General features: G+C 73.8%; 15 protein-coding genes. 9 read left to right on the plus strand and 6 right to left on the minus strand.

The window, feature by feature from the left end; translation table 11 throughout:
* Positions 1-161: 161 nt before the first annotated feature.
* Positions 162-1061, minus strand: coding sequence for a LysR family transcriptional regulator (locus tag ACFC2L_RS03925; RefSeq protein ID WP_375822993.1), 900 nt, complete (start codon positions 1059-1061; stop codon positions 162-164).
* Positions 1062-1262: 201 nt separating this feature from the next.
* Between ACFC2L_RS03925 and ACFC2L_RS03930 the strand changes: the two genes are divergently transcribed.
* The 3 genes from ACFC2L_RS03930 to ACFC2L_RS03940 all read left to right on the plus strand — a co-directional run bounded on the left by ACFC2L_RS03930 (position 1263) and on the right by ACFC2L_RS03940 (position 2969).
* Entirely contained in the window at positions 1263-1676 is a 414-nt protein-coding gene (locus ACFC2L_RS03930) for a VOC family protein (RefSeq protein ID WP_375822994.1), read from the plus strand.
* A gap of 101 nt (positions 1677-1777) precedes the next feature.
* Positions 1778-2464, plus strand: a complete 687-nt coding sequence (locus tag ACFC2L_RS03935; protein ID WP_375822995.1) for a haloacid dehalogenase type II — start codon at positions 1778-1780, stop codon at positions 2462-2464.
* Positions 2465-2675: 211 nt separating this feature from the next.
* Positions 2676-2969 carry a DUF1330 domain-containing protein gene (locus tag ACFC2L_RS03940; protein ID WP_375822996.1) on the plus strand — a complete coding sequence of 98 codons (294 nt, stop codon included), beginning with the start codon at positions 2676-2678 and terminating at the stop codon, positions 2967-2969.
* A gap of 57 nt (positions 2970-3026) precedes the next feature.
* Here the strand turns inward: ACFC2L_RS03940 and ychF are convergent, their stop codons facing one another.
* From ychF to ACFC2L_RS03955, 3 genes are read right to left on the minus strand one after another with little or no spacing between them, the layout of a single operon-like run.
* Positions 3027-4112 (minus strand): redox-regulated ATPase YchF, encoded by a 1086-nt coding sequence (gene ychF, locus ACFC2L_RS03945; RefSeq protein ID WP_375822997.1) that lies wholly within the window; start codon positions 4110-4112, stop codon positions 3027-3029.
* A 52-nt stretch (positions 4113-4164) separates the two neighbouring features.
* Positions 4165-5715, minus strand: a complete 1551-nt coding sequence (locus ACFC2L_RS03950; protein ID WP_375822998.1) for a hypothetical protein — start codon at positions 5713-5715, stop codon at positions 4165-4167.
* Positions 5716-5732: 17 nt separating this feature from the next.
* Positions 5733-6623: an ABC transporter ATP-binding protein gene (locus ACFC2L_RS03955; RefSeq protein WP_375822999.1), complete on the minus strand. Its 891-nt coding sequence runs from the start codon at positions 6621-6623 to the stop codon at positions 5733-5735.
* 121 nt (positions 6624-6744) lie between these two features.
* On the opposite strand from ACFC2L_RS03955, the gene rmuC reads away from it, so the two are divergent.
* A complete protein-coding gene (rmuC, locus tag ACFC2L_RS03960; RefSeq protein ID WP_375823000.1) occupies positions 6745-8256 on the plus strand; it encodes a DNA recombination protein RmuC in 1512 nt (503 codons plus the stop codon).
* Between the two features lie 30 nt (positions 8257-8286).
* Here the strand turns inward: rmuC and ACFC2L_RS03965 are convergent, their stop codons facing one another.
* Positions 8287-9297, minus strand: coding sequence for a 4-hydroxy-3-methylbut-2-enyl diphosphate reductase (locus ACFC2L_RS03965; protein WP_375823171.1), 1011 nt, complete (start codon positions 9295-9297; stop codon positions 8287-8289).
* A 148-nt stretch (positions 9298-9445) separates the two neighbouring features.
* On the minus strand, positions 9446-10849 hold the full coding sequence (locus ACFC2L_RS03970; protein WP_375823001.1) for an RNA-guided endonuclease InsQ/TnpB family protein: 1404 nt from the start codon (positions 10847-10849) through the stop codon (positions 9446-9448).
* A 15-nt stretch (positions 10850-10864) separates the two neighbouring features.
* On the opposite strand from ACFC2L_RS03970, the gene ACFC2L_RS03975 reads away from it, so the two are divergent.
* The 5 genes from ACFC2L_RS03975 to ACFC2L_RS03995 all read left to right on the plus strand — a co-directional run bounded on the left by ACFC2L_RS03975 (position 10865) and on the right by ACFC2L_RS03995 (position 15877).
* Entirely contained in the window at positions 10865-11476 is a 612-nt protein-coding gene (locus ACFC2L_RS03975) for a transposase (RefSeq protein ID WP_375823002.1), read from the plus strand.
* A gap of 188 nt (positions 11477-11664) precedes the next feature.
* Positions 11665-13128: a polysaccharide deacetylase family protein gene (locus ACFC2L_RS03980; protein ID WP_375823003.1), complete on the plus strand. Its 1464-nt coding sequence runs from the start codon at positions 11665-11667 to the stop codon at positions 13126-13128.
* An 82-nt stretch (positions 13129-13210) separates the two neighbouring features.
* Complete coding sequence (gene xseA, locus ACFC2L_RS03985; RefSeq protein WP_375823004.1) at positions 13211-14554, plus strand: exodeoxyribonuclease VII large subunit; 1344 nt, start codon at positions 13211-13213, stop codon at positions 14552-14554.
* A 61-nt stretch (positions 14555-14615) separates the two neighbouring features.
* Positions 14616-14915 (plus strand): exodeoxyribonuclease VII small subunit, encoded by a 300-nt coding sequence (locus tag ACFC2L_RS03990; protein WP_375823005.1) that lies wholly within the window; start codon positions 14616-14618, stop codon positions 14913-14915.
* Complete coding sequence (locus ACFC2L_RS03995; RefSeq protein ID WP_375823006.1) at positions 14912-15877, plus strand: carbohydrate kinase; 966 nt, start codon at positions 14912-14914, stop codon at positions 15875-15877. Before ACFC2L_RS03990 ends, ACFC2L_RS03995 begins: the two co-directional genes overlap by 4 nt.
* The last annotated feature ends 108 nt before the right edge of the window (positions 15878-15985 follow it).

Raw genomic sequence — 15985 nt, forward strand, 5'->3', positions numbered from 1 at the left:
CTGAGTTTCTCCTTGCCGTGGTGGCTGCTCGGTACGTCTCGAGCCTCGCAGCCCGTCCGACCTCGAACAACGGCGGGTCGAGCAACGTCCCCTGCGCCCTGGGTTAACGATCGGACGGGCGGCGCGGCCTCGCGGCAGGGCCGTTCGCCCAGGCTCCGACGTCAGACGCGACCGTCCGTGAGGGGTGCGAGGTCCTGGACGGTCCGGGCGAAGGCCCGGACGGGCTCGTTCTCCGCATCGGTGCGCCAGACGAGCACGTAGGAGAGCGGGTTCAGGTCGGGCACCGGCAGCCACCGGATGTGCGGCATGGACCAGTACTGGGTCACGTGGGCGGGGAAGGGATGGATGATCTCGCCCGTGCTCACGAGCTGCAGGAGCTCGTCGGCGTTGGCGACGGACTCCACGCGCTCGATCCTCTTGCCGCCCGGGGTGCGGAAGGGCAGGTAGCCGTTCTCCCAGGTCTCCGGCAGGTTCGGCAGCTTGACGTGGGCGAAGTCCGCGAGCGCCTCGACGGGCGCCGACGGCCGGCCCGCCAGCTCGTGCGTGGCCGCCACCGCGAGGACCCGGGAGTCGACGAACAGCGTCGGCCCCACCGTCAGGTCGACCTCCTCGACGGGGAGCCAGGTGACCAGGACGTCGATCTCGCCCCGCCGCAGGCTCCCGAACGGATCGGTGAAGGAGGCGTAGCGCACGCGCAGCTCGTACCGGGGGTGGCGCTTGCTGAAGGTCTCCCAGTAGCCGTGCAGGGCGGGGACGTTGAACGGCATCAGTCCGACGCGCAGCTGGGCGTCGACACCGCGGGCCGCGCGCTGGGCGCGTCGCAGGCTCTCGCGGAGGTCCCCGTAGACGGGCTCGAGATCGTCGCGGAGCGACGTGCCGAGGGGTGTGAGACGGACGTCGCGGCGGTTGGAGCGGTCGAACAGCCTGCCGCCGATCTGCCGCTCGCACTGGGCGACGACCTGGCTGACCCGTGCCTGCGAGAGGTGCAACCGTGCCGCGGTGCGGCCGAAGTGCAGCTCCTCGGCGAGCGTCAGGAAGATCTCGATGTCACGAAGCTCCACGGCGTCCCCATCTGGTCCTTCAGGTGCGGTCGTCCGGCTCACGGTACGCCGGACCGCGCGGCACCACCACGACATTGGCGGCCCCGCCGTGCTCCTGTCGTCATCAGCGCGGCTGATCGACCAGGTCAGGCATCTCCCGTTGATGGGCCACCGCGCCTCCCGGATGCTGGGAACGCAACCTCCCCGGACAAGGAGCACGACATGAGAGCACACGTCAGCTCGATCCTTCTCGGCGTTCAGGACATGGATCGAGCCAAGCAGTTCTACACCGAGGGGCTCGGCTGGAAGATCCAGAGCGACTTCGGCATCTCGGTGTTCTTCGAGTCGGACGGTGCCTCACCGGTCGGCTTCTACCGCCGCGAGGGACTGGCCGACCAGGTGGGCACGAGCCCCGAGGGCAGCGGCTTCAGCGGGCTGGTGCTGACGTACGTCGTCCGCACCCAAGCACGCGTCGACGAGATCATGGCGGAGGCGCAGGCCGCCGGCGCCACGGTCCTCAAGCCCGCCGGCGCGCTGCCGTGGGGTGGCTACGGTGGCACCTTCGCCGACCCGGACGGCTACATCTGGAGCCTCGGCTACAGCGATCACTCGCCCGACCAGCCCTACGCCGAGTAGCGGAGCGCCCGTGCCCGGGCCGAGGCGGCAGCGCCGTCGGCGGCCCGGGCGCGGGCGGCGGCGGCGGGAACACCCCCGCGGCCGGCCGTGTTCACCCCGGCATGCGCACCGCCGACGGTTCCCGCCCTCTCGTCGTGTTCGACGTCCTCGGCACGCTCGTCGACCAGGCAGGCAGCATGCGACGGCAGACACAGGTCGCCACCGGGTGGAGCGAACGTCGCGCGGGCGACCTCGTCACGGAGTGGCTCGAGCACGTCGCCGCGCAGGAGCGGAGGATCGTCGCCGGAGAGCTCCCGTTCTCCCCCAGCCACGACCTGGACGCCCTGGCGCTGGCTCACCTCGTGGCGGACGGCACGCTTCCCGGTGGTCTGAGCGCTCGGCTCGCGGACGTGCCGCGCCGCCTCGACCCGTGGCCGGACTCCGTCGAGGGTCTCGCCCTGCTCGCCGAGGACATGACCGTCGGCGGCCTCTCCAACGCCAGTCACCCGGTGCTGTCCGCGCTGACCCAGTCCTCCGGCATGAGCTGGCGCCTGACGCTGTCGGCCGAGGACGTCAGGACCTACAAGCCCGCCCCCGCCGTCTACCAGCTCGCTCTGGCGGCCGCCCCTGCAGGGTCGCCGCCGCCGTACCTCGTCGCCGCCCATGCCTGGGACCTGCGTGCGGCAGCGAACGCGGGGATGCGGACCGCGTACGTGCCCCGGCCTGGCGGCGACCCGCCGACGAGCGACGACGAGTTCGACGTCTACGCCGACGACCTCCACCACCTGCACGCTCTGCTGCGGGCGTGAGCGCCTGGGGAGCGCCCTCGGCGGTCTGATCCTCAGCGTGGGCACCGACCCCGGCGTTCTCCTCCCTGAGGAGGACGCCTACACGACCGCCGGCACTGGTGGGCATCGGCATCATGGTGGTCACCACGCTGACCTGCCTCGCTCTGGCACACCGACGCCCGCCCGCACCTGCTCGTCTGCTAGATCCACCCATCTCGACACTGGAGCGTCCATGACCAAGGGTTACTGGGTCAGCGTCTACCCCGCCATCACCGACCGCGAACGGCTGACTCGCTACAACGACCTGGCCGGTCTGGCCGTCCGGGCCGGAGGCGGGCGCGTCCTGTCGAACTTCGGTCGAGTCGTCGCCCACGAGGCCGGGATCGCCGAACGCGTCGTCCTGATCGAGTTCGACAGCTTTGAACAGGCGACCGCGGCATACGAGAGCGAGACGTACCAGGATGCGCTGGCGGCCCTCCCTCCAGGCTTCCAGCGCGACTTCCGTATCGTCGAAGGCATCGACTGACCGGGTGAGCCGACGTGCACGTCTCGTCTCGCTCCGTTCGCTCACGACCACTCAGGGTCAGACGTTGAAGCGGAACTCCACGACGTCTCCGTCGACCATGACGTAGTCCTTGCCCTCGACGCGCGCCTTGCCCGCGGCGCGCGCGGCGGCGACGGACCCCGTCGCGACGAGGTCCTCGAACGAGACGACCTCGGCCTTGATGAAGCCACGCTCGAAGTCGGTGTGGATGACCCCGGCGGCCTGCGGCGCGGTCCAGCCCTTGCGGATGGTCCACGCACGCGCCTCCTTGGGGCCTGCGGTGAGGTAGGTCTGCAGCCCGAGGGTGTCGAACCCGACGCGCGCGAGCTGGTCGAGCCCGGCCTCGTCCTGCCCCGACTCGGCGAGCATCTCCTTCGCCTCGTCGGGCTCGAGCTCGACGAGCTCGGACTCGAACTTCGCGTCGAGGAAGATCGCCTGGGCGGGCGCGACGAGCGCGCGCAGGCGGTCCTGCATGCCGTCGTCCGCGAGGCCCGCGTCGTCGGTGTTGAAGACGTAGATGAACGGCTTGGCCGTGAGGAGCTGAAGGCTGGCGACGTCGGCGAGGTCGAGCCCGGCGGCGGCCGCGCCCTGGAAGAGCGTCGTGCCGGCCTCGAGGATCGCCTGCGCCTTCTGCGCGGCGTCGAGGAGGGCGGCGTCGCCCTTCTTGATCTTCACCTCCTTCTCGAGGCGAGGAACCGTCTTCTCGAGCGTCTGGAGGTCGGCGAGGATCAGCTCGGTGCTGATGGTCTCAATGTCGCCCTCGGCGTCCGTCGAGCCCTCGACCCGGACGACGTCCGGGTCGGCGAACGCGCGGGTCACCTGGCAGATCGCGTCGGCCTCGCGGATGTTGGCGAGGAACTTGTTGCCGAGCCCCTCCCCCTCGCTGGCGCCCTTGACGATCCCGGCGATGTCGACGAACGACACGGTCGCGGGCAGGATGCGCTGGCTGCCGAAGATCTCGGCGAGCTTGTCGAGCCGCGGGTCGGGGAGCGAGACGACGCCGACGTTCGGGTCGATCGTCGCGAACGGGTAGTTCGCGGCGAGGACCTGGTTGCGCGTCAGGGCGTTGAACAGGGTGGACTTGCCGACGTTGGGCAGGCCGACGATGCCGATAGTGAGTGCCACGTCGCCCGAGTCTACGGGCCGGGGCCGCGGTGCGCGGACCCCGGCCCGGAGATCAGGCCGCGGACATCACCTTCTGCAGCAGCTCGGGCGCGCGCCGGTCGTACGCGCGGGCACCCCAGCGGACGCCGAGGAGCAGCACGACGACCCCGACGACCGCCCCCACGACGAGCGTCACCCAGCCCACGACCGGCTGGTCGGCCAGGATCGCGACGAGCCCCGGCACGAGGAACGGGAGCGACAGCGCGAGGACGAGCAGCATCGCGACCGACTGCGCGACGAGCGTCGCCATCGCGGCGCCCTGCGGCTGCTTGAACGGGCTGTCGCCGGGCTTGGGCACCGGGTACAGCAGCCGCGCCGACGTCGCGCTCGACACGCCGGTCGCGACCAGGAGCGTGCCGACCGTCAGGCCGAGCAGCGCCGGCAGTGCGTCCCAGCGTCCGGCCACGGCGACGGAGGCCACCGCGAAGACGAGCGTCACGACGCTCCCCGCGACCAGCACCGGCAGGGCGCGGCCCCACCGGTCCGCACGCCCGGAGACTCCCGTCGACACGTGCAGCGCGAACGCCGTGTGGTCGTACGCGATGTCGGCCGAGATCGAGAAGCCCAGGATCCATGCCGTGAACGGCGCGAGCGCGAGGAAGATCCCGGAGCCCGACCCCCCGCCCACCACGAGCAGCACGACGGGGATGAGCGGGACGACCGCGATGGACCCCGAGTACCGCGGGTCGCGGAGCCAGTACGTCGCGGTGCGCGCCGCGACGGCCCCGGTCGGCGTCGCGGGGAACCGGGAGAAGAAGCCCAGCCCCTTGGCCCGGCCTCCGGAGCCCGCCGCGGGCGGCGTCACGAGCGCGCGGGCGAGCGCCTTGTCCCACACGACCCACGCCAGGGCGAGGGTGACCAGCGCGACGACGAGCCGCGCGAGCGCGAGGCCCCACGCGCCGTCGTGCACCGCGGCACCCAGGCCCCACGGGGCGCCGAACGGGGTCCAGGCCGCGATCTCCGCGAGACGCGTCACCATGCCCCGCACCGCGTCGCCGTCGACCGGGCCCTCCCCGAGCTGCGAGCCGACCCAGGCGAAGGCCGGCCCGACGAGGACGAGCGGCACGAACGCCGCGATCGTCACGACCTCGCGGTAGCGGCGCGACTCGAGCAGCGGGGCGAGGGCCGTCGTCGTCGCGCGCGAGCCGACGACGCAGAGCGCCACCGCGAGGACCGCGCCGACGAGCGCGGCGAGCACCGCGAGGGGCGTGCGCCACCACGCGAAGGAGACACCGAGCGCGGCGAGGGCGGTGACGATCCCGGGGATCGACACGACGCCCGCCACGGCGAGCCCGGCGAGGAGCCGTCGCTGCGGGATGCCGAACAGGACGAAGCGCTGCGGGTCCAGGGTGGCGTCCACCCCGAACGCGAAGAGTGGGATCACCCACCACCCGAGGACGGCGAGCGCGCCGACGAGGATCATGATCGACCCGGCGAGCGCGGGGTCGTCCGTGCCGAGGACCACCATCCCGACGACGAGCATCCCCACCACGAACAGGCCGTAGAGCGCGCCGACGAGGAACCCGATGGTCTGCCACACGCTCCGCCGGAACCTGTTGCCCATCAGGGTGAGCTTGAGCCTTACGAACTGCGCAACCACGCGAGGCCCTCCGTGCTCTGCCGACCGCCGACGAGGTCGACGAACCGGTCCTCGAGGCTCTGGTCGCCGCGCACCGCGTCCACCGTGCCGGCCGCGAGGACGTGGCCGCCCGCGACGACCGCGACGTGGTCGCACATGCGCTGCACCAGGTCCATGACGTGCGAGGACACGACGACGGTCCCGCCGCTGGCGACGTAGCCCGCGAGGATGTCGCGGATGTTGGCGGCCGAGACCGGGTCGACGGCCTCGAACGGCTCGTCGAGGACGAGGGTGCGCGGGGCGTGGATGAGCGCGGTCGCGAGCGCGATCTTCTTGGTCATGCCCGCCGAGTAGTCGACGACGAACGTCGTGGCGTCCTTCGCGAGGTCGAGCGCCGCGAGGAGCTCCGCCGTGCGCTCGGCCACGGTGTCGCGGTCCATGCCGCGCAGCAGGCCCGCGTACGTGACGAGCTGGGCACCGGTGAGCCGGTCGAAGAGCCGGACGCCGTCGGGCAGGACGCCGAGCTGCCGCTTCCCGGCGACGGGGTCGGCCCAGAGGTCGGTGCCGTGCACGTGCGCGGAGCCCGCGTCGGGGCGCAGGAGCCCGGTCGCCATGGAGAGCGTCGTCGTCTTGCCGGCGCCGTTGGGCCCGACGAGCCCGTAGAAGGAGCCCGCCGGGACGTCCAGGTCGATCCCGGCGACCGCAATCTTCTCGCCGAACCGCTTCCAGAGACCGCGCAGCGAGAGCGCGGCGGCCGGGTCGGGCGGCGTGGGGGGCCCGGGCTGCGTCCCGGGGACGGGCCCGGTCACGGGTCCGGGCACGGTGCCGGGCACCGGGCCGGGGGCGGGCGGGCCGGCCGGGGCGACGGGTGGTAGGGGCGTGGGATCGACCATGCCGCCAACGTAGCGGAGGGTCCCGACGCCGGGCGGTGCCTTTTGTCACGACGTGTCCGCCGGGACGGGGCGTGCGACGTGTCGGACCCGTCGTGTCGGTCCCCCGTGGGAGGGTGCCGCCATGGACACCTCGGGATGGTTGCTCTTCGCGGTCGGCCTCGTGCTGGGGCTCGTCGGCGGCGCCGCGCTCGTCCTCACCGTGCGGCGCGCGTCGCCCGACGCCGCCGCGGCGGAGGTCCGCCGGCTCACCCAGCTCCTGGGCCAGGCGCAGCAGGAGGCCGCGCGCGGCGCGGGTCTGGCGGAGCGGCTGGAGGCCGAGCGCGAGGGCTTCGTGCGCCAGCTCGGCGCGGCCCAGCGCAGCGCCGACGAGCGTCTCGACCTCGCGCAGGCGACCCACGAGCAGCAGCTCGCCGAGCTGCGGGCCGCGGCCGAGCGCCGCGTCGAGGAGGTCCAGGGCGACCACCGCCGGCTCGAGGCGCAGTTCGAGGCGCTCTCGCGCAAGGTGCTGGCCGCGGGCACGGAGCAGTTCCTCGTCCAGGCGGAGGAGCGCCTGCGCCGCAGCCAGGAGCAGGGCGCGGCCGAGCTCGAGCGCCGCGAGGAGGCGGTGCGGCACCTCGTGGAGCCGCTCGCGGGCGCGCTCGAGAAGGTGCGCGCCGAGGTCGCCGAGGCCGAGCGTGCGCGGCTCGCGGCGCACGGCAGCCTCGCCGAGCAGGTGCGGGGGGTCCGCGACGCGTCGGAGCTGCTGCGCGCCGAGACGTCGCAGCTCGTCACCGCGCTGCGGTCGTCGCAGGTGCGCGGCGCGTGGGGCGAGCTGCAGCTCCGCCGCGTGGTCGAGGCGGCCGGCATGCTCCCCCACGTCGACTTCGTGGAGCAGGACCAGGTCGCGACCGACGACGGCACGTTGCGCCCCGACATGGTGGTCCGCCTCGCCGGGGGCAAGCAGGTCGTCGTCGACGCCAAGGTCGCGTTCCTCGGCTACCTCGACGCGCAGGGCGCGACCGATCCCGCGGTGCGCGCCGACCGGCTCGCCGCGCACGCCCGCCACATGCGCAAGCACGTCGACGACCTCGGCGCCAAGCGCTACTGGGACCAGTTCGGCCCGGCGCCCGAGTTCGTCGTCATGTTCGTGCCCGCGGAGTCGTTCCTCTCGGCGGCCGTCGAGCAGGACCCGTCGCTCCTCGAGCACGCGGTGTCGAAGAACGTCGTCATCGCGACGCCCATGACGATGGTCGCGATGCTCCGGACGATCGCCTACGCGTGGCGGCAGGACGCGCTCGCCACCAACGCGCAGCAGGTCCTCACGCTCGGCAAGGAGCTCCACGGCCGGCTCGCGGTCATGGGGTCGCACCTCGCCAAGCTCGGGCGTCAGCTCCAGAACGCCTCCGACGCGTACAACCGCACGGTCGGGTCGCTCGAGACGCGCGTGCTCGTGAGCGCCCGCCGCTTCGCCGACCTGCACGTCGTCGACGACGAGCTCGCGACCCCGGCGACCGTCAACCCGCAGCTCAGTGCGATCAGCGCGCCCGAGCTCCTCGCCTCGGTCAACGAGTCCGTCGTCGCGATCGACGAGCGGCCCGAGGACCGGGACGCCGAGTCCCGGCGCGGGGCGTCGCACGACGAGGCGAGCGCCTGACCCAGTGCTCGCAGGCGGCGCGGACGACGGTCAGACGGGCTGCACCGAGAGCGACGTGCGGCCCCCTCGGGTGGGGCGGCCGCCGTCGGAACCCGACGACTTGAGGTCGGCGCGCAGCTCGCGCGGCAGCGAGAACATGAGGTCCTCCGTCGCGGTGCGGACCTCCTCGACCTCACCGAACCCGCGCTCCGCGAGGTACGCGAGGACGTCGTCCACGAGGATCTCGGGCACCGACGCGCCCGACGTCACCCCGACGGTCGTCGCGCCGTCGAGCCAGGCGGGGTCGATCTCCTTCGCCCGGTCGACCCGGTAGGACGCCCCGGCGCCCGCCTGGAGCGCGACCTCGACGAGGCGGACCGAGTTCGACGAGTTCGCCGAGCCGACGACGATGACGACGTCCGCGTCGGGCGCGAGCTTCTTCACCGCGACCTGGCGGTTCTGCGTCGCGTAGCAGATGTCGTCGCTCGGCGGGTCCTGGAGCGTCGGGAACTTCTCCCGCAGCCGGCGGACCGTCTCCATGGTCTCGTCGACGGACAGCGTGGTCTGCGAGATCCACACGACCTTGTCGGGGTCGCGGACCACGACGCCGTCGACGTGGTCGGGCGAGTCGACGACCTGGACGTGGTCCGGCGCCTCACCGGCCGTGCCCTCGACCTCCTCGTGCCCCGTGTGGCCGATGAGGAGGATGTCGTAGTCGTCCTTGGCGAAGCGCACGGCCTCCTTGTGCACCTTGGTCACGAGCGGGCACGTGGCGTCGATCGTGTCGAGGTTGCGGGCCGCGGCGGCGGCCTTGACCGCGGGCGAGACGCCGTGCGCCGAGAACACGACGCGGGCGCCCTCCGGCACCTCGTCGGTCTCGTCGACGAAGACCGCACCGCGCTCGCTCAGCGTCTCGACGACGAACTTGTTGTGCACGATCTCCTTGCGCACGTACACCGGCGCGCCGTAGTGCTCGAGCGCCTTCTCAACCGCGACGACGGCCCGGTCCACGCCCGCGCAGTAGCCGCGCGGCGCGGCGAGCAGGACGCGCTTGCGCGGCACGGAGCCCTGCGGGGCCGTCTCCGACGGGACGACGGGGAGGTCGGACGAGTGCGCGGACGAGCCGGCGGGGAGGTCGCTCACGCCACCGAGTCTAAAGCCTGTCGAACAACCTCGTTGGGGTGTTCGGCAGCGTCCTTCTCGGACGTCCCTATGCCGCGGTGGCGGTGAGGGTTCCCACGTCGTCCGGGCTGGTTTCACTCGCGCGGGCGCGCGGGCCAGAGCCTTCCCGTCGGTGGGCGTTGGTGACCTGGCCTCGTGCTTCGGGGTCCAGGACCTGGGAGGCTTTGTTCCCGCCCCAGGCGGCGAGGTTGATCGCGGCGTTCAGATCGCGGTCGATGGTGTGCCCGCACTGCTCGCAGGTGAAGACCCGCTCCGCGAGGGTGAGCGTGCTCTTCACGTCTCCGCACGCCGAGCAGGTCTTCGACGACGCGAACCACCGGTCCGCGGTCAGGACGTGCCCGCCGTACCAGGCCATCTTGTACGTGATCTGGCGAGCGAACTCACCCCAGGCCGCGTCCGAGATGGCTGCGGCGAGCCGGTGGTTGGCGAGCATGCCGGTGACGTTGAGGTCTTCGATGACGAGCCGGTCGTGGGTCTTGACCAGCGCGTTCGAGACCTGGTGCAGGAAGTGGTGACGGCGGGCACGAACCCGCTCGTGGTGACGAGCCAACCGGGCCACGGCGGACCGCCGCTTGCCGGAGCCCTTGGCCTTGCGGGACACGGACTTCTGCAACCGCCGGGTCAGGGGCTGGCCCACACGCAGTGCCTTGGGTGCGGCGTCGATGCGCAGGGTCTGGGTGCCGTCGGCCAGGGCGACGACGACGGGTGTGTGCAGCCCGCGGTCCATGCCCGCCCACCCGCTGTGGTCGGCGTCGTCACGGACAGGATGCTGGGCGCCGGGGTGCAGGTCGGCGGCTTCGACGTTCACGCTGATGCGCCACCGGCCACCACGGCGGGAGACGGTCGCGAACAGGATCCGCGCCCGCCCCTGGGCGAGCATGCGCCGCAGGCGGCGGGTGTCGTCATGCACGCGGATGGCACCGATGCCGGGCAGGGTCACCGAGCGTGGACCTTTCTCGCCGAGCCGGATCATGGAACGCTCACCCGACGTCGTCCTGGACACCTTGTTGCGCATCCGGAACGATCCGCGCCCATGGTTCTTCTTCTTGAACCTCGGGTGTCCCACGGTGCGTCCGGCGCGTTTGCCGCGCCGGGAGTCGGTCCACGCCTTCAGGGCTTTGCCGAGGTCGACGACGGCTTCCTCGAACACCTGGGCGCTGACCTCGGTCCGCCAGGCCAGGCCCGTGACCTCCAGCTCGGCGACACCCGCACCGTCGACCACGAAGCGGCGCCCGGCGTCCTCAGTCTTCTTCCACGCGTTGAACGCATTGATCAGGTCGAACCCGGTCCATGGGACCTTCACCTCCACGGCGCCGTTCTTGGCAGCGTCGCGGGCGTCCAGGTGCAGGCGCAGGCCCTGGTTGAACGCGAACCGGGCCGCGCCCTCGTGCCGGGCCAGGGCGCGTGCCTGCTCCCCGGTGGGGTCAGCCACCAGCTGGAACGTCGTATGCCTCGACACGACCAGGACGCTACCGGCCGGCACCGACAACGACTGGGATGTCAGACCTGGTCAGGACGATGGCGCACGTGTGAACCATCGCCGCGGCGCTCTTGCCCGTCCGACCTGACCAACACGGCCTGGGCGCGCATCCCCGCGCTCGAGATCCCCACCCACACCCGCGGCGGGCGGCCTTCCTGCGAGCACCGTTGGCGCGAGTACGTCGACGCGCTTCTCTTCGTCGTGACCACGGGCATCCCATGGCAGGCGCTCCCGCACGACTTTCACCGTCTCCTGGTCCGCGGCCCGAAGAACCCGTGGCCGTCCGTGGCGCATGTCTGGGCCGACAAGGGCTACACGGGGCAAGCACCCGCCGACGCGGCACCGCGGCAGGGAACAAGCTGGAGATCGTCTCTGGCCCCCAACCCGCCGGAAGGTTCGTCGTTCAACCAGGGCGCCGGGTCGTCGAGCGGACGAACGCGTGGGGCAACCGGCGCCGCCTCGTGCGGCAGTAGGAAGCCACACTCACCGCCCGTGAAGCGTTCGTCATCCTGTCCCAGGTCCGACTCCTCCTGCGCCGCCTTGATCACCACGGGTAGTTGTTCGACAGGCTCTAGGTGAGCGCCCGCGCGCCGACCTCGGTGAGGCCTGTCACCTCCGACCCGGGCCCGCCCTCCTCACAGCACCGCCGCCGGTGGCCCACCGCCCCTCCCCAGCGTCCGCGGGGGCCGACGCGCGGAGACGGATCTCACCCGACCGGGACGGCCCTCCCGGTCGCCGGACCTCCGGGCGCCCGTGAGGATCGAGGGATGGCCGACGACCTCGACCCGACCGACCCCGACATTCCCCCCGACGCCGCCGACCCGAGCGGCCCCACAGGGACCAGCGACCCCGCCGGACCCGCCGGACCGGCACGGCCGCGACGGCGCGTGTGGTGGTGGCTCGTGCCCGGAGTCGCGGTCGTGGTGGCAGGCGCGCTGGTCCTCGCGGCGACGGTAGAGCACGACCGGTGGGTCGCGTCCGTCGACCAGCACCGCGCCGACGTCGAGCAGGCCGAGCGCGACGCCGAGACCGCCCGCGCCGAGGCCGTGGCGGCGTACGAGCCCCGCCTCGCCGCGCTCGCCGCGACGGAGGTGGTCGGGGGTGCCGTGCTGGCGGGCAGCGAGGGCCAGGTCGAGGACCCCGCCGTGCGCGACCCGCTGGCGGCGGCGCTGCCGGAGGCCGGGTCGCTCGTCGGGACACCCGTCGAGTACCCGGTCGAGGTCCGCACGGTCGACGCGCTGTCGCGCCCGAACCCGTTCTTCCCACGGACCCTGCCGGAACGGCGGTTCGAGGTCGTCACGGGGTCCACGCCGTCCCCCGAGGCGCTCGACGACGCGGCCTCGGCGGTCGCCGCCGCGACGCAGGACGTCGCGACGGCGTGGCAGCAGTGGGCGTACGACGGGCTCGAGGATGCGGTCGCCGAGGGGCGACCGGTGCTCGCGGAGTCGGCCGGGCTCGTCTCGGACGAGGCGCACCGCACGGCGCTCGACACCGCGCTCGCCGCCGCCGGCACGACGCTCGACGCCGGCGTGGGCGGCGATCCCGTCGCCGAGACGGTGGCGCAGCGGGACGCCGTGCTCGGCGCCACCGAGGCGGTCTGGAGCGACCGGCTGGCGCTGACGCTGCAGCAGCGCCGCGAGCTGGGGCGCGCGCAGGGAGTGGACTGCACGGTCGACCGCTGCGTCGCGCTGACGTTCGACGACGGGCCCGGCGCGGACACCGAGCGACTGCTGCAGACGCTCGCGGAGAAGCACGTCACCGCGACGTTCTTCCTCGTCGGGACCAACGTCGAGAAGCGCCCCGACGTGGTGCGGGACACGGCCGCGGCGGGGCACCTGCTCGCGAACCACACCTGGGACCACCCCCAGCTCACGACGCTCGACGACGACGAGGTGCGCGCCGAGCTCGAGCGCACGCAGGAGGCGATCACCACGGCGTCCGGCGCGACGCCGACGTTCCTGCGCCCGCCCTACGGCGACGTCGACGACCGCGTCCGGTCGGTCGCGACCCGCACGGGGCTGCAGGTGATCCTCTGGAACCTGGACACGCTCGACTGGAAGACGAAGGACGCCGCGGAGACCCGGCGGCGCGCCGTCGAGGGCGCCCGGCCGGGGAGCGTCGTCCTCATGCACGACATCCACGCCACGACGGTCGACGCCGTGCCGGGCATCATCGACGACCTGCGCGCCCAGGGGTACCTGCTGGTGACGGTCGACCTGCTCGCCCCGTGAGCGACCACGCGGACCCGGCGGCGCACGTGCCGACGGGCGGGCGCGCCGGGTGGGCGTGGGTGGGGTGCGGCAGGCTGGACCCGTGACCGCCTCGCTCCCCCTGCCCGACGACGCCCCCCGGCCGGGCGTCTCGTCCGCGCGGGGCGCCCGGCCCGGGGACCGCGGCCCGCTTCCGGCGCGCGCGCTCGAGACGAGTCCGGAGCACCCGTGGCCGGTGCGGCTCCTCGCCCGCAAGATCGAGCAGTACGTGGAGCGGATGGCTCCCGTGTGGGTCGAGGGCCAGGTCGTGCAGCTCAACCGGAGGCCGGGGACCTCGACCGCCTTCCTCACGCTGCGCGACACCGACCTGGACATGTCGCTGCCCGTGTCCGCGGCCACGCGCGTGCTGGACGGCACGCCCCTCACGGAGGGCGCGCACGTCGTCGTGCACGCCAAGCCGGTCTTCTGGACGCGGCGCGGCTCGCTCCAGCTCCAGGCGCGCGAGATCCGTCCGGTGGGCGTCGGCGACCTGCTCGCGCGCATCGAGCACCTCAAGCGCGTCCTCGCCGCCGAGGGCCTGTTCGACGCCGACCGCAAGCGGCCGCTGCCGTTCCTGCCGAAGGTCGTCGGGCTGGTGTGCGGCCGGGAGTCCAAGGCCGAGCACGACGTGGTGGTCAACGCGCGCGCCCGCTGGCCCCGGGTCCGGTTCGAGATCCGGGAGGTCGCGGTCCAGGGAGCGCACGCCGTCCAGCAGGTGGGCGACGCGATCCGCGCGCTGGACGCCGACCCGGACGTCGAGGTGATCGTCGTCGCGCGCGGCGGCGGGGCGGTGGAGGACCTGCTGCCGTTCTCGAACGAGGCCCTCGTCCGGGTGGCGGCGGCGTGCCGCACCCCGCTCGTCAGCGCGATCGGCCACGAGACGGACAGCCCGATCCTCGACCTCGTGGCGGACTACCGCGCCTCGACGCCGACGGCCGCCGCGAGGCGCGTCGTCCCGGACGTCGCGGAGGAGCGGGCACGCCTGGCCCAGGGGCGCCACCGGCTGCGGACGGCGATCGCCGGGCGCGTCGCGCGTGAGCAGGCGCTGCTGGACGGCCTCCGGTCCCGCCCGGTGCTGGCCACCCCCGGCACGATGCTCGCCGACCACGCCGAGCGGGTGGCCGCGCTGCGCGACCGCGCGCGACGCGCTCTCGACACGCGGCTCGTCCGCGCCTCCGGCGAGGTCGGTCGGCTGGATGCCCAGGTCCGGGCCCTGTCGCCGGCGTCGACGCTCGAGCGGGGGTACGCCGTCGTGCAGCGGGCTGACGGACACGTGGTCCGCTCCCCCGACGACGTCGCGGCGGGCGACGTCGTCCGCGTGCGGCTCGCGCGCGGCGCGCTCGACGCCGCGGTGACCACCACGCACGACGGCGAGCCCTCGCCCGACGCCTCCCGGGGCGCGCCGTGAGCCGCGTCCCGCACCCCGCGGCGCCCGGTTCCCGGACGCCCGGTCCGACCATGACGCACAGATGGGGTTGAATACTGCCGTGACTTCCTTTGACAACGCTGTCACGACCGACGTCGCGACGCTCTCCTACGAGCAGGCGCGCGACGAGCTCGTGCAGGTCGTCGCGCGGCTCGAGGCCGGCGGCGAGCCGCTCGAGGCGTCGCTCGCGCTCTGGGAGCGCGGCGAGGCGCTGGCCGCGCGCTGCCAGGAGTGGCTCGACGGTGCGCGGGCCCGGCTCGACGCCGCACGCTCCCAGGACGCGGGAGGCACGCACGACGAGTCCGACGAGACCCCCGACGACACCACCGGAGACGACCGATGAGCACCTCCCCCGCCGCCCCCGCGACCGACGGCGCCCCGGAGCGCCACGAGCACGTGCTCGTGGTGGGCGAGGCGTTGATCGACGTGGTGCACCGCGCCGACGGCAGCGTCGACGAGCACCCCGGCGGCAGCCTCGCCAACGTCGCCCTCACCCTCGGGCGGCTCGGGCGCGACGCGCGCCTGGCCACCTGGCTCGGGACCGACGCCCACGGAGAGGCGGTCCGGTCCTGGCTCGACGACTCCGCCGTGACCCTCGCCCCCGGCAGCACCGGCGCCGACCGGACCAGCGTCGCCACCGCCCACCTCGACGGCCAGGGCGCCGCCACCTACGAGTTCGACCTGGAGTGGCGCGTCCCGGCCGGCACCGCCCCGGGCGCCGGCACGCTCGCCGTACACACGGGCTCGATCGCCGCCGTCCTGGAGCCCGGCGCGTCCGACGTGCGCGCCCTGGTCGCCGCCGCGCGCGACACCGCCACGATCACCTACGACCCCAACGCCCGCCCCGCGCTCATGGGCGACCCCGCCGACGCCCGCGCCCGGATCGAGGCGCTCGTCGCGCTCGCCGACGTCGTCAAGGTCAGCGACGAGGACCTCGCCTGGCTCGTGCCCGGGACGGACCCCGTCGCGGTCGCGCGCGACTGGCTCGCGCTCGGCCCCGCGCTCGTCGTCGTCACCTACGGCGGCGAGGGCGCCCTCGCTCTGACCATGGCAGGCGAGCAGCGCGTCACGGCCCCGCGGGTCGAGGTCGTGGACACCGTCGGCGCGGGCGACTCCTTCATGGGCGCGCTCCTGGACGGGCTCTGGGACGCCGGCCTGCTCGGCGCCGACCGCCGCGACGCGCTGCGCGCCGTCGACACCGCCACGCTCACCCGCCTCCTCGAGCGCTGCGCCGCCGTCGCCGCCGTCACCGTCTCGCGCGCCGGCGCCAACCCGCCGCGCCGCGCCGAGCTCGCGCCCGCCTGAGCCGGTCTCCCGGCGCGGGGGGGGCCCCCCGCCGGGGGGCCCGCGGGGGCCCCCCCGCCCCACAGAACGGGGGGGGCGGGGGGTGGGGCCCGTGGAGCGGCCCCGGGG

Source organism: Cellulosimicrobium sp. NPDC055967 (assembly GCF_042269845.1).
In the GTDB taxonomy this organism is placed as follows: Bacteria; Actinomycetota; Actinomycetes; order Actinomycetales; family Cellulomonadaceae; genus Cellulosimicrobium.